Source organism: Nocardia sp. NPDC049707, from assembly GCF_040674855.1.
Taxonomy (GTDB): Bacteria; Actinomycetota; Actinomycetes; order Mycobacteriales; family Mycobacteriaceae; genus Nocardia.
Map to the genome: position 1 here is coordinate 122862 of NZ_JBFANN010000011.1, position 13926 is coordinate 136787.

General features: G+C 66.9%; 12 protein-coding genes. 7 read left to right on the forward strand and 5 right to left on the reverse strand.

All coding sequences use genetic code 11. From position 1 onward, the window contains the following. Positions 1 to 56 precede the first annotated feature (56 nt). Positions 57 to 1244 (reverse strand): amino acid deaminase/aldolase, encoded by a 1188-nt coding sequence (locus tag AB0J29_RS13395; RefSeq protein ID WP_364784165.1) that lies wholly within the window; start codon positions 1242 to 1244, stop codon positions 57 to 59. A 60-nt stretch (positions 1245 to 1304) separates the two neighbouring features. Beyond that, positions 1305 to 1784 carry a TetR family transcriptional regulator gene (locus AB0J29_RS13400; RefSeq protein WP_364784168.1) on the reverse strand — a complete coding sequence of 160 codons (480 nt, stop codon included), beginning with the start codon at positions 1782 to 1784 and terminating at the stop codon, positions 1305 to 1307. Positions 1785 to 2202: 418 nt separating this feature from the next. Here AB0J29_RS13400 and AB0J29_RS13405 point away from each other — a divergent pair, with 418 nt between their 5' ends. After that, a complete protein-coding gene (locus AB0J29_RS13405) occupies positions 2203 to 2949 on the forward strand; it encodes a tyrosine-protein phosphatase (RefSeq protein WP_364784171.1) in 747 nt (248 codons plus the stop codon). A gap of 1 nt (position 2950) precedes the next feature. On the opposite strand, the gene AB0J29_RS13410 is transcribed toward AB0J29_RS13405, so the two are convergent. Next, complete coding sequence (locus tag AB0J29_RS13410) at positions 2951 to 4219, reverse strand: AMP-binding protein (protein ID WP_364784174.1); 1269 nt, start codon at positions 4217 to 4219, stop codon at positions 2951 to 2953. A 123-nt stretch (positions 4220 to 4342) separates the two neighbouring features. Then, positions 4343 to 5221: an enoyl-CoA hydratase/isomerase family protein gene (locus AB0J29_RS13415; protein ID WP_364784177.1), complete on the reverse strand. Its 879-nt coding sequence runs from the start codon at positions 5219 to 5221 to the stop codon at positions 4343 to 4345. 79 nt (positions 5222 to 5300) lie between these two features. Between AB0J29_RS13415 and AB0J29_RS13420 the strand changes: the two genes are divergently transcribed. From AB0J29_RS13420 to AB0J29_RS13445, 6 genes are all read left to right on the forward strand, one after another. Further along, on the forward strand, positions 5301 to 6326 hold the full coding sequence (locus AB0J29_RS13420; RefSeq protein ID WP_364784180.1) for a glutathione S-transferase C-terminal domain-containing protein: 1026 nt from the start codon (positions 5301 to 5303) through the stop codon (positions 6324 to 6326). Positions 6327 to 6438: 112 nt separating this feature from the next. Further along, positions 6439 to 7170: a hypothetical protein gene (locus AB0J29_RS13425; protein ID WP_364784183.1), complete on the forward strand. Its 732-nt coding sequence runs from the start codon at positions 6439 to 6441 to the stop codon at positions 7168 to 7170. Further along, positions 7167 to 8141, forward strand: a complete 975-nt coding sequence (locus AB0J29_RS13430) for an ATP-binding cassette domain-containing protein (RefSeq protein ID WP_364784186.1) — start codon at positions 7167 to 7169, stop codon at positions 8139 to 8141. Before AB0J29_RS13425 ends, AB0J29_RS13430 begins: the two co-directional genes overlap by 4 nt. Continuing rightward, entirely contained in the window at positions 8138 to 8920 is a 783-nt protein-coding gene (locus AB0J29_RS13435) for an ABC transporter permease (RefSeq protein ID WP_364784189.1), read from the forward strand. Before AB0J29_RS13430 ends, AB0J29_RS13435 begins: the two co-directional genes overlap by 4 nt. A 160-nt stretch (positions 8921 to 9080) precedes the next feature. Next, positions 9081 to 9251, forward strand: a complete 171-nt coding sequence (locus AB0J29_RS13440) for a hypothetical protein (RefSeq protein ID WP_364784192.1) — start codon at positions 9081 to 9083, stop codon at positions 9249 to 9251. A 96-nt stretch (positions 9252 to 9347) separates the two neighbouring features. Next, positions 9348 to 13142, forward strand: a complete 3795-nt coding sequence (locus AB0J29_RS13445; RefSeq protein ID WP_364784195.1) for a multifunctional oxoglutarate decarboxylase/oxoglutarate dehydrogenase thiamine pyrophosphate-binding subunit/dihydrolipoyllysine-residue succinyltransferase subunit — start codon at positions 9348 to 9350, stop codon at positions 13140 to 13142. 109 nt (positions 13143 to 13251) lie between these two features. On the opposite strand, the gene AB0J29_RS13450 is transcribed toward AB0J29_RS13445, so the two are convergent. Then, positions 13252 to 13887, reverse strand: coding sequence for a TetR/AcrR family transcriptional regulator (locus tag AB0J29_RS13450; protein ID WP_364784198.1), 636 nt, complete (start codon positions 13885 to 13887; stop codon positions 13252 to 13254). Positions 13888 to 13926 lie beyond the last annotated feature (39 nt).

Below are 13926 nucleotides of genomic sequence, written 5' to 3' on the forward strand. Positions count from 1 at the left end.
AATTCGATCTTGAAAATCGCCATTGCGCTCCCGCGCAATTCGCATTTGGCAGTGGCTCAGCCGAAGCAGTTGCCCTCACCGCGATAAGTGGGCACCGTCGTCCGCGTGCCGTCACCATCGACCAGGTGGACGTGGCTGAACCGCTCACACAGCTCCCCCGCCTTGGCATGCCGAAACCACACCCGGTCACCGATCCGCACTTCGGCGGCCCCGGATAGGGGCGTCTGCACCTCGCCCGCACCCTCGGTGCCGAGCAGTTTCAAGCCGGTGGGCCACACCGGCTTCGGCACCCGCGACGCCCCGGTGGGGCCGGAGGCGATGTAGCCGCTCGCGAAAACCGTTGCGATGGACGGGGTCGGCTTGCGCAGCACCGATGTGGCGAAGAACAGTGCGGGACGTGGGGTGAAGGCGCGGTAGTGATCGAAGAGCGTCGGCACATACAGCCCGGAGCCCGCGGTCACCTCGGTGACATCCGGATCGGTGATGCTGACCTCGATCGACCCCGAACCACCGCTGTTGACGATCTCCAACTTGCCGACTACCGAGCGCACCGCGTCCAGAACCAGCCGGCGCCGCTTGCGGATTTCGGCCGCCGAAGCCCGCTTTACCAGACGCACCGCGATACTGGCGTCGGACAGCCCGGCTATCTGCGCCTCGTAGGTCATCACGCCGACCACGTCGAACCCACGCTGCACCGCCTCGCGCGCGAGCGCGGCGGCCTGTTCGGGGGTGCGCACCGGCGAGCGCCGAACCCCCAGGTGCAGCGGCCCGATTCGCAGCGAGGCATCCACATCGAGACAGATCCGCGGCCGCACCAGATCGGTGCCGACCGCAGCGCGGATCAGGTCCAGCTGCGCGACATCGTCGACCATCAGCGCAATGGATCGACACAGGGTGTCATCGGTGGCGAGTTCGGCGAGCGCCGCGCGGTCGACGGTCGGATAGCCGAGCAGCACATCCCGCGCGCCGAGGCGGACCAGCCAGATGGCCTCGGCCAACGAGTAGGACATGATGCCCGCGAAGCCGCCGGATGCCGTGAGCCCGGTACCGAGCACCTCTTCGAGCACCGCGCGGCAGCGCACCGACTTGCTCGCCACCCGAATGGGCACCCCACCCGAGCGTCGGACCAGGTCAACCGCGTTGGCACGCAGCGCGGTCAGGTCGAGGGCGGCCAGCGGCGGGTCCAACTCGGCCGTGGCCGCATGCAGTGCGACAATCGGCGACGTGTGAGTCACCAGACCCACTCAACCACCAAACTGGTCAAACGTCCAGTATTGCGTGTATCAGACTCGGCATTGCGCCTATCAGGCTTCGGCGGCCCGGGGGGCCAGGCTGCTGACCAGGTCGTCGAGCACCACCAGCATCGTTTCGTCATTGCAATCCGCGAGCCAGCGCAGCACCGCGCCCTGCAGCACCGAGACCACATAGGCCGCGATGGCATCCACCGGCTCCAACCACTGCGTGCCCGACCGGTCGGCGCAGAGGTCCAGGAAGCTCGCAACCTCGGAGTCCATCTCTCGGAACAGGGCCGTGGCCGTCGGGTCGGCGACACATTCGGTCTGCGTCTCCCACCGTTCGGCCAACAGCTGCGCGGTCGCCTCGTATCGGCGGGCCTCCCTGGCCGGCGCGGCCTTGACCAGCGGCCAGTACGCGCTCACACCCGCATGCAACAGCACCCGAAGTGCTCGCACTCCGGTGAAGTCGAGCGAGGCGGCAGCCTTCTCGACGGCCTCGCAGATGGTCGGCCGCAGCCGAACCACCGCCATTTCTCCACGTACGCTCAACGACGACTCCCTCGGGGAAAGAACTCGCGCACCTTCGGCGGCGCGGCGCGCTGAACACGACAGGCGGCTCTCACGAATCCCCACTAGGGAATTTCCTGGATGCCCCGTCCAACATTCGTCAATGGTAGAGGGTTTCCGGGGTTTAAGAACGGGTTCAATGGGCATTTCCAGACTGGAAGAATGTTTTGTTACCCAACCGGAATGCCGCTGCAATCGATCGGCGTGCGCCGGAATCGCCTCCCTGGGCGTCAGTCTCGCGTCTGCCCCAGCGAGAAGACGATCGACCAGACTACGGACAAGGCGCCCCGGCCTGCTGTGGCGGATCACACACCGACCCCACAAACCGGACAGCCGACGGTTCCGTGTTCGATCCGCGATCGACATCCTGCCGACACCGAGACGTGGCTAGCCTGGATCGGTGACTCTCTCGCCCTCCGCCGACCAGTTCTATCTGACCGGCACGTTCAACTTCCGCGATCTCGGTGGGCTGCGCACCGTCGACGGCACGCGGGTCCGCCCCGGCGTGCTGTTGCGTTCGGCCCAACTGAGCGGCCTCGATCTGCCAGGACACGCGATCCTGCGCGAACTCGGCGTCACCGATGTCTTCGACCTGCGCGGACCGCGCGAGATCGAGCACATCGGCCACGATAATCTACCCGAGGGCGTGCGACTGAATGTCACACCGTTCGACACCCGGATGGCCGAGGCGCCGCCACACGAGGCGCAAACCGACTCCGCGTTCCGGCACATGCTCGAGGTCTACCGCTACTTCCCGGCCCGGCCCGAGGCCAATACGGCGATCATCGCCATCGCCGAGACGATCGCCGACGGCGACGGCGCGGTACTGGTGCACTGTGCGGCGGGTAAGGACCGCACCGGCTGGGCGATCGCGACCCTGTTGCGCGCGGTCGCGGTCGGCGAGGCCGATGTGCTCGCCGACTTCCTGGCCAGCAACGCTGCCGTCCCCGCCCTGCGCGCCATGATGGCGTCGAAACTCACTGCGGGCGAGGAACTTTCCGTCGATATCCTCGGCGTGCACGAGGACTACCTGCGCATCGCGATGGATGCGGTGCACGAAAACCACGGTGATTTCGAGACCTACCTGACCGCCATCGGATTCACCGCGGACCTGCGCGCGCGGCTGCGCGATCGTCTGCTCGAGTGAGTCACCCCGCCTGCGCCCGTTCACGTCGGACCAGACCATCGGCATCGATGCTGACCTGATCGCCGGTGTGGAACCAGCTTCCGGTGAAGCGGTCGGCGGTGGTCTCGGGATCGTTCCAGTAGCGGTGGGTGACATTCGGTCCGCGACACAGCAACTCGCCGTGTCCGGTCTGCGCCCGCGGCCCCCACAGCGCCAATTCGGTACCGCCGAAGGGGAATCCGAGCACTGGACCCGCGCCGGGCACCGTATCGGTGTCATCGTCGACGACCAGGCCGATGCCGCTGGTTTCGGTCGCACCCCAGACCGACCACTGCCGCGCCGCCGGGAACATATCCCGCAGGGTAGCGGCCAGATCCGCGGGATCGGTGCGGTCGGCGGCACGTTCACCGCGATGGCCCGCATTGCTGACCCGGAAGATACCCTCGGTACGCAGCCCCTCGGTGCGCAGCGCCGCGAGTTCGGGCAGCAGTCGGGCGAAGATGCGTGGTGTCGCGGAAACCATATCGATCCGTTCGGAGACAATGGTTTCCGCGAGACCGCGACTATCCGGCGCGAGCACAACCGTGCCGCCGACCGCGAAGGTCGGCAGCAGCTGGTCCACACAACCGCTGGCATGCGCCAGCGGTAGCAGCACCAGATTGCGCAACCCATCGGTCGGCAGATCCAGCGCCGCGACGACGGAACGGATTGCCGAGAGCAGATTTTCGTTGGTCAGCTCGACGCCCTTGGGCGCGACGGCGGCACCGGCCGGACTGGCCCCGGCGCCACTGGTGTAGCAGAGCAGCGCCAGATCACCAAGGGCCGCACCGTCATCGATGAAGGCGGCGCCGTCGGGCAGCTCGTCGCTGCCGCCGCCGAGCACGAAATCGGCACTGCTGTCGGCGATCACCCGCTCGGCCACCGTAGCGGGCAAACCGTCGTGGACCAGCACGGGGACCGCGCCGCTGAGCAGCGCCCCGAGGAATGCCTGCACCCAGCGCGCGCCCGTCGGCATGTGGATGGCGACCCGGTCGCCGTAGCCGATGCCACGTTCCTGCAGGCCACCCGCGATGCGGGAGGCGCAGTGCCACAGCTCCCGATAACTCAGCCGTGGGCCGCCGATCTCCACCACCGCTTCCCTGGTCGAGAAGGCGTGCACCTGCAGATCCAATAGTTCGGTCAGCGCCGGGGTGAGGTTGCCATAGCGCAGCACGCCGTCGGCGCCGCGGGCCAGCGGAGCGCCGCAAGCATGCCGACGGTTGATTGGATATTCGACCAGAAACTGCGACATGGATCCTCCGCACGCGCCTCGAGCCTGCAGGCTCTTGCGACTATATGACGCGAGTCACATTTTCGCTGGCATAGGCGGTGAACTCGTCGACGCTCGTTCACGTGCGGGGCTATGTCCCGGCTGTCACCGGCCGGTGTAGGTCGCCTTCCCCGGTCCGACCTCCAGGAAGCTACGCACTGCGCCGCGCAGATCCGCGGTGTCGAACAGCGCGCCGGATACCTCCGGCGTCACCGAGTCCGCGTGCGCCACACCGCCGGAGCGCCACGCCCCGATGATCTGCTTGGTCGCGGCATGCGCCCGGGTCGGCCCCTGGGCCAGACGATTCGTCAATTCCCTTGCGGCGGCGTCGACATCATCGTGGATGGCGTTGACCACGCCCCATTCGGCCATGGTCGCGGCATCGTAGAGGTCGGCGGTCATCACGAATTCGCGGGCGCGGCCGGAACCGGCGCGCTCGGCCAGTCGCTGCGGACCGCCCATCGACGGCGTCAGGCCGACGACCGTCTCCACCAGGCCGAATTTCGCCTTCGGCGCGGCCAGGATGATGTCGCAGGCCAGGGCTATTTCGAAGGCGGCGGTCAGGGTGAGGCCGTGCGCCGCGAAGACCACCGGACACGGCAGCGCCTCCAGCGGGTGGATGATCTGCGCGAACAGGGTGCGCCACAGCTCGGCACCCCGCTCGACGGCTGGGGAGACAGCAGCCGACGGAGTCGGCGGGGTGGGTGAGACCGGGGGGACGGCAGCCGACGGAGTCGGCGGGGTGGGTGGGAGCAGCCCATCGAAGACGTGCACGTCGACGCCACCGGAGACCAGCTTGCCCTCGGCCCGCAGCAGCAGAGCGCGCGGCGGGTTGGCCGATAGCTCGGCGAGATCCTCGATGAGTGCGTCGAACATCGACTGATCGAAGAGATTCAGCGGCGGTTTGGCCAAGGTGAGGGTCGCGACCTCGGCGCCGCCATCGGTGGTTTCCCGAGTCAGCCTGGTGGCCTTCGTTTCACTCATTGGGAAAGACTAGGCTTATCCGCCCCGTCGGCTTCGCCGGCTGCCAGCCCCCGAGGCGTCGATCTGCCAGACTGAGTGAGTGACCAGGTCGGTATCGGAAAGCGGTTCCAACATCGAACTCGGTGGGTTCGAGCGGGATACGAACTACATCACTACCCGCATCACTGCCGACGGCCGCGACGGATATCCGGTCGAGCCGGGCCGCTATCGGCTGGTCGCAGCGCGGGCCTGTCCATGGGCCAATCGCACGCTGATCGTGCGCAGGCTGCTGGGACTGGAAGATGTCATCTCGCTCGGGTTGTGCGGGCCGACGCACGACAGTCTCAGCTGGACCTTCGATCTGGATCCGGGTGGGGTGGATCCGGTGCTCGGCATCCCCCGGTTGCGGGACGCGTACCTCGCGCGCTTCCCGGACTATTCGCGCGGCATCACGGTCCCCGCGGTCGTGGATGTCCCCACCGGGCAGGTGGTGACCAACGACTACGCGCAGATCACACTCGACTTCGCGACCGAATGGACCGCATTCCATCGCCCCGGCGCGCCACAGCTGTATCCGCGCGAGCTGCGGGCCGAGATCGACGAGGTGAACCTGGCCGTTTTCCGGGACGTCAACAACGGCGTCTACCGGTGTGGATTCGCTGGAACGCAGGACGCGTACGAGGCGGCCTACGATCGACTCTTCGCCGGGTTGGACCGGCTGTCCGAACGCCTCACCACCCAGCGCTACCTGGTGGGCGACACTATTACCGAGGCCGATGTGCGGCTGTTCACCACGCTGGTCCGCTTCGATCCGGTCTATCACGGCCATTTCAAGACCAACCGCTCCAAACTGACCGAAATGCCGGTGCTCTGGGCCTATGCGCGCGATCTGTACCAGACACCCGGATTCGGCGACACCATCGATTTCGACCAGATCAAAGCGCACTACTACCTGGTGCACGCTGATATCAACCCGACGCAGATCGTGCCCAAGGGTCCGGAGCTGACCGACTGGCTGATCCCGCATGGCCGAGAAGCGCTGGGCGGCAAACCATTCGGCGACGGCACTCCGCCGCCACCGCCGGCGCTCACGGAACGGGTCCCCGCGCTGCGCGAACCGGCGTGATCCAACCGACACGCCGGGAACCCGGCCGACCGGGTACATCGTTGTCATGACGAGTTGATGGCGGTCGGTGCAATAAGGTCGTTGCGTACGGGCGGAAGAGGAGGATATCGCCGTGTTCAAAGGCACGTTCGAGAAGACGGTGGTCCAGCTACTCGATACCGGGTCCCGGCTGCAGGCGCCCGCGGTCGCCAAGTACGTGGACCGGTTGCGGCGTTCGCATCCGTCGGAGAGTCCCGCGCAGATCATCGAGCGGCTGGAGAATCAGTACCTGCTCGCGGTCACCGGCAGCGGCGGCGCGGTCGGCGCGACGGCCGCGGTTCCTGGAGTCGGCACCATCGCGGCACTCGCGGCGGTCAGTGCCGAGACCACCTTCTTCATGGAGGCGTCCGCGGTATTCACGCTGGCCGTCGCGGCTGTGCACGGTATCTCCCCCGAGGACAAGGAGATGCGGCGGGCGCTGGTGCTCGCGGTCGTGCTCGGGGAGAGCGGGATGGAGATCGTCGAGAAGACGGTCGGTCATTCGGCGAAGAACTGGGGCACGCTGTTCGCCACTAAGATTCCGGGCCTGGCGAGCATGAACGATTCGCTGGTCAAGCGATTCATCATCCGCTTCATCACCAGGCGAGCCGCATTGATGGCCGGCAAGGTGGTGCCCGCCGGTATCGGCGCGGTGATCGGCGGCGTCGGCAACCGGGCGCTGGGTAAGACCACGATCAGCAACGCGCGCAAGGCATTCGGCCCCGCGCCGGTGATCTGGCCCGCCGATCGGCAGCTCATCGTCGACGCCGATCCACTGCCTGCCTTGGATCCGGTCAAGCCGCAACTCCCGACCACGCCGCGATGAGCTCGAGCCGACCGCTCGCCTTCTCCGTTCGCGGCCTGACCAAGCGCTACAACCTGGTCACCGCGGTCGAAAACGTGAGCTTCACCGTGCCGTCCGGGACCACTGCCGCCCTGGTGGGTCCGGCGGGCGCGGGTAAGACGACGATTCTGCGCATCCTGCTCGGTCTGCTCCAACCGACCTCCGGAACCGCCGCGGTCGGCGGGCCGGGCTCGCGGCGGCGCGGCGGATCCGCGGTTGTCGTCGGCGGCATGTTGCAGCCGCGTGGACTGCATCCGGCGCGTAGCGCACGTGATCATCTGCTGGTCTATGCGGCGGCCGCGGGTGTCGAGGACGCACGGGTCAACGACGTGATCCAGATGGTCTGCCTCGGTGCAGCGGCGAAGACGCGGGCGGGCGAGCTCTCGGCGGGGTCGCAGACCCGGCTGGCCCTGGCGACCGCGCTGCTCGGCGACCCGCAGCTGCTGATTCTCGACGAGCCCCTGGCCGGTCTCGACGCGGCCGAACGCGCCTGGCTGGCGGACTTCCTGCGCCGGCACGCACGCCGCGGTGGCTCGGCCCTGTTGTCCAGCGAAAGCCTGGCGAATGTGATTCCGCTGGCCGACAACATCATTGTCGTCAGCGAGGGTTCGGTGGTGTATCAGGGCACGCCCGCCCGACTTCGGCGCGGCCACCCCGATCGTCTGGTCGTGGCCGCATCGACGCCGATCGCACTCGCGACCATGTTGGCCGCACAGGGCTTCACCGATGCGGTAATCCGTCCCGACGGTCGCCTGGCCATAGCCGAGGCGACCGAAGCGCAGATCCGCGCGGCGGCGACGGCGGCCGGTGTACGTGTGGACGATATCGCCGCCGACCAGATCCACCCCGACCGCGTGCTCGCGTCATTGGTCAAACCGGCCCGCCAGCCCCGGCCCGCCCCCTACACCGGGATCGCACCGCAGCAACCGACTCCCCACGGGATTTCACGATGATCGCCGTTCTGCCGCCGGACCTCATTCCGGCCGTCAACTCCGAGGTCCGCAAGGTCAGCACGCTGCGCGCCAGCCGAATCCTCGCAGTCCTGCTCCCCGCGATCGCCCTCGTCGCGAGCACGGTGACCGCACTGCTCGCCGGACCCGCCGATCCGAAGTCCAATCCGGCCACGGGCACGGCAACCATCGGGCTGTATATCGGTCTCGCGGCCGCGATCATGGTGGCCGGTGCCTTCGGCGCACTCGGTGCCGGTGCCGAATACCGTTACGCCACCATGTCATCCACTGCACTGTTCACCCCGGACCGGGACCGGCTAGTCGCCGCGAAGTTCCTGGTCACCGCGGGTTTCGCGCTGGCAGCAACCGGCATTGTCGAACTCATCGCCCTCACCTGCCTGCTCGGTTTCGGCCGCGGCAAATTCGACTTCGGACTGCACTTACTGGCCGTTCTCGGCGGCGGCCTCCTCGCCGCGGTGTGCTGGTCCCTGATCGGCGCCGGTCTGGGATTGCTGCTGCGCACGTCCACCACGGCGGTCGTGGCGATGCTCGGCTGGCTGGTGATCATCGAACCCTTGATCTGGGTCGTGGCCAAGGCGATCGGTTTGGCCGGGGTGGTCACCGTGCTCCCCGGATCCGCCACCGTCAGCACCGTCGCCGTCGGTTCCTTCAAGGACAGCGACTTCCTGGCCCCCACGCCCGCCGCTCTGGTTGTCCTCATCCTTTGGACCATCGCCGCCGCGGGTGGGGCCTGGTGGATGCTGCGCACCCGCGACATCTGATCCGACCCCGGCCGCGGGGAACCAACAGGCCACCGCCACCTCGATCCGGAGACCGAGGCATCGGTGCTGGTAGCAAGCCGATCGCTGGCGCGCGGCCGGACCACCGTCATGGGGGTGCACCGACTGGGCACCGCCGCGCGAGCCGATTCGAATTGCCGTCGTGGCACGCGAACGCATCGCCGAAATCGGCCCGCGCGACACCCTGCTGGCAGCCGATGGTCACTATGCCCAGCTCTGGGCGGCGGCCAGCGAACCGGGGGGAATATTCTCGAATGAGGACGGGTCGTCATCTTTGGGATCGTGGTTGTCCGGTGGTCAGTCGGTCCGCTGATTTGCTGCTGGGCCTATCCTCAGAGAGGGCGCATCGGCGCGCATCCGCTGATCCCCGTGCCGGGCACGTCACAAACGTCGCAGCGCGAAGAACGAAATGAGGCGAACACCTGCTGTGAGCAGCTCAACTTCCCAGTTCGGACAGAACCAGTGGCTAGTCGATGAGATGTATCAAAAATACAAACAGGATCCATCTTCCGTCGATGCAAGTTGGCACGAGTTCCTCGCCGATTACACGCCCGAAGTCGCGGGTGATTCCGGTAACAGCGCCGCGCCCGCGGCTGCTCCCGCGCAGGTGGCCAACCCGGCCCCCGCCCCGGCCAACCCGGCTCCGGCCCCCGCCCCGGTGAACGCGGCCCCGGCCGCAGCGGCCCCCGCCCCGGCGGCGCCCGCGCCCGCCGCGCCCAAGCCTCCCGCGCCCGTGAAGCCCACCGCCCGCGCCCCGCAGACGACTCCTGCGCCGGCCTCGAATGCCGCGCCCACCTCCGGCGCGCCGAAGCCCGCAGATACCGCGACCGACGAGGCGAAGGTCCTGCGCGGCCCGGCCGCGGCCGTGGCCAAGAACATGTCCGCGTCGCTGGCCATCCCGACCGCGACCAGCGTGCGCGCCATTCCGGCGAAGCTGATGATCGACAACCGCCTGGTCATCAACAACCACCTGGCCCGCACCCGCGGCGGCAAGATCTCCTTCACCCACCTGCTCGGCTACGCGATCGTGCAGGCGGTCAAGTCGTTCCCGAATCTGAACCGGCACTTCGCCGAAATCGACGGCAAGCCCAATGCGGTCACCCCCGCGCACACCAACCTCGGCCTCGCCATCGACCTGCAGGGTAAGGACGGCAATCGCTCGCTGGTCGTCGCGGCCATCAAGGGCTGCGAGACCATGACCTTCGGGCAGTTCCACACCGCCTACGAGGACATCGTGCGCCGCGCCCGTGACGGCAAGCTCGGCATCGACGACTTCACCGGCGTCACCATCTCGCTCACCAACCCGGGCACCATCGGCACCGTGCACTCGGTGCCGCGGCTGATGCCCGGCCAGGGCGCGATCGTCGGCGCCGGCGCGATGGAGTACCCGGCCGAATTCCAGGGCATGAGCGACGAGCGCATCAACGAGCTCGGCGTCGGCAAGCTGATGACCCTGACCTCGACCTACGACCACCGCATCATCCAGGGCGCGGAGTCCGGCGACTTCCTGCGGACCATCCACAACCTGCTGATCAGCGACGAGTTCTACGACGAGATCTTCCATGGCCTCGGCGTGCCCTACGAGCCGGTGCGCTGGCGCAAGGACGTCAAGGAACGCGGCGTCGACAAGAGCACTCGCGTGCTCGAGATGATCGCCGCCTACCGCAACCGCGGCCACCTGATGGCGGACACCGATCCGCTGCGGCTGGTCAAGGACAAGTTCCGCAGCCACCCGGACCTCGATGTCACCCAGCACGGCCTCACCCTCTGGGACCTGGACCGCACCTTCGATGTCGCGGGCTTCCACGGCCAGGAGCGGATGAAGCTGCGCGATGTGCTCTCGGTGCTGCGCGATGCCTACTGCCGCCACGTCGGTGTGGAGTACACCCACATCCTGGAAACCGAGCAGCTGCAGTGGATTCAGGAGCGGGTCGAGCAGAAGCACGTCAAACCGACTGTCGCACAGCAGAAGTACATCCTGAACCGGTTGAACGCGGCGGAGGCCTTCGAAACCTTCCTGCAGACCAAATACGTCGGGCAGAAGCGCTTCTCGCTCGAGGGCGCCGAGGCCGTCATCCCGATGATGGACGCCGTGATCGACCAGTCCGCAGAGCATTCGCTCGACGAGGTCGTCATCGGTATGCCGCACCGCGGTCGCCTCAATGTGCTCGCCAATATCGTCGGCAAGCCGTACTCGAAGATCTTCACCGAGTTCGAGGGCAATATGAACCCGGCGGCCACCCACGGCTCCGGCGACGTGAAGTACCACCTCGGCGCGCGCGGCACCTACCTGCAGATGTTCGGCGACAACGAGATCGAGGTCTCGCTCACCGCCAACCCCTCGCACCTGGAGGCGGTCGATCCGGTGCTCGAGGGTCTGGTACGCGCCAAGCAGGACCTGCTGGACAAGGGCGACGGGCCGGAGGGCTTCTCCGTCATGCCGCTGATGTTGCACGGTGACGCCGCGTTCGCGGGTCAGGGTGTGGTCGCGGAGACGCTGAACCTGTCGGGGCTGCGCGGTTACCGCGTCGGCGGCACCATCCACATCGTGGTGAACAACCAGATCGGCTTCACCACCGCACCGGAGAACAGCCGCTCCACCGAATACTCCACCGACATCGCGAAATTCATCGGCGCGCCGATCTTCCACGTGAACGGTGACGACCCGGAGGCCTGCGACTGGGTGGCGCGTCTGGCGGTGGACTTCCGCCAGAAGTTCCGCAAGGACGTCGTGATCGACATGGTCTGCTACCGACGTCGCGGCCACAACGAGGGCGACGACCCGTCGATGACCCAGCCGGAAATGTATGACGTCATCGACACCAAGCGCTCGGTGCGCAAGGCCTACACCGAGAGCCTGATCGGCCGTGGTGACATCTCGCTGAAAGAAGCCGAGGACGCCCTGCGCGACTACCAGGGCCAGCTGGAGCGGGTGTTCAACGAGGTCCGCGAGTTGGAGAAGTACGTTCCGGAGCCGAGCGAATCGGTCGAGGACGACCAGCAGGTGCCGACGACCATCCTGACCGCCGTCGACAAGACGGTGCTGCAGCGCATCGGCGACGCCTTCCTCAATGTGCCGGACGGCTTCAGCGTGCACCCGCGCGTCAAGCCGGTGCTGGAGAAGCGGCGCGAAATGGCCTATGAGGGCAAGGTCGACTGGGCCTTCGCCGAACTGCTCGCCTTCGGCACGCTGATCGATGAGGGTCGCGCGGTGCGCTTGACCGGTCAGGACTCGCGTCGCGGCACGTTCACCCAGCGCCACGCGGTGATCATCGATCGCAAGACCGCCGACGAGTACACACCGCTGCACAACATCGGCAGCACCAACCCGGGTTGGTTCGCAGTGCACGACTCGGCGCTGAGCGAATACGCCGCCGTCGGCTTCGAATACGGCTACTCGCTGGGCAACCCGGACGCACTTGTGTTGTGGGAGGCGCAGTTCGGTGACTTCGTCAACGGCGCGCAGTCCATCATCGACGAGTTCATTTCCTCCGGTGAAGCCAAGTGGGGTCAGCTGTCGGAGGTCGTGCTACTGCTGCCGCACGGTCACGAGGGTCAGGGCCCGGACCACACCTCCGGTCGTATCGAGCGCTTCCTGCAGTTGTGCGCCGAGGGCTCGATGACGGTCGCCGTGCCGTCCACCCCGGCGAACTACTTCCACCTGCTGCGCCGCCACGCACTCGATGGCATCCGCCGCCCGCTGATCGTCTTCACCCCGAAGTCGATGCTGCGCAATAAGGCCGTGGTCTCGGACCTGAAGGACTTCACCGAATCGAAGTTCCGCTCGGTCTTCGACGAGCCCACCTACGAACAGGGCATCGGCGACCGCAATAAGGTCAAGCGCGTCCTGCTCACCAGCGGCAAGCTCTACTACGAGCTGGTCGCCGAAAAGGCCAAGCAGAAGCGCGAAGACGTTGCCATCGTCCGCATCGAGCAGCTCTACCCGCTGCCCAAGTTCCGCCTCAACGAGGCACTGGCGGGTTACCCGAATGCGACCGATATCGCCTGGGTCCAGGAAGAACCGGCCAACCAGGGCGCCTGGCCGTTCTTCGGCCTGAACCTCCCGGAGCTCCTTCCGGAGCGCTTCACGAAGCTGCGCCGCATCTCCCGCCGCGCCATGTCCGCTCCGTCTTCGGGCTCGTCCAAGGTCCACGCCGTAGAGCAGGCCGAAATCGTCGCCGAGGCCTTCGAGCCGACCGCGTAGTTTCGCACTGACCAGCGCCGGGCCGAATCCACTCTCTCCCAGAGTGATTCGGTCCGGCGTTGTTCTTACCCGGCTTCCGAATCGAACCGGAGTAGCAACCTCGCGGCGGCTAACCGCGAAGGGCGGCGGCCAGTGCGGGATTCAGTGCAAGAGCCAGGGCGAGTAGCGATTCGACCAAAAGGTCGACCAACTGTTCGCGAGTGACGACTTCGTGGCGGAGCCAGGTGAGGGTGGTTTCCTCGACAAAGGCGATCCAGCCGCGCATGGCGAGGATGAGGCGGGGGCGGTCGGTGGCCGGAATATCGACGGGCAGTTCGGTCAGGATGATGTCGATGATGGCGTTGCGGGTCTGGTCGACCAGCGGGAGTACCGCGGCACTCACACTGGCCGGGCCGCGCAGCAGTGATACGTACGAATTGCGGTTCTCGGCGACGTACTCGATAAACCGCTCGATCGAATCGCGCAGCATCTCGAAGACACCGAGCGAGCGGTCGGGCGTGATGCGGTCGAGCAGTTCGGCATTGGCGTGGCGGACGATCGCCAGTTGGAAGTCCTGCTTGGTCGGGAAGTAGTGGAAGAGCAGGCCGCGGGAGATCCCCGCCTCCTGCGCGATTTCGGTGATCGAGATGTCTTCGACGGCGCGGTCACCGAGCATCTTGGCGCCCAGGGTGATCAGTTGTCGACGGCGTTCTTCCGGGCTGAGCCGGGTGCGCTTGACCGTTTCCGCGGTGCCTCGACTACTCACGCGACCATCCTACTGAACGCTGGTCAATACTGTTGACTC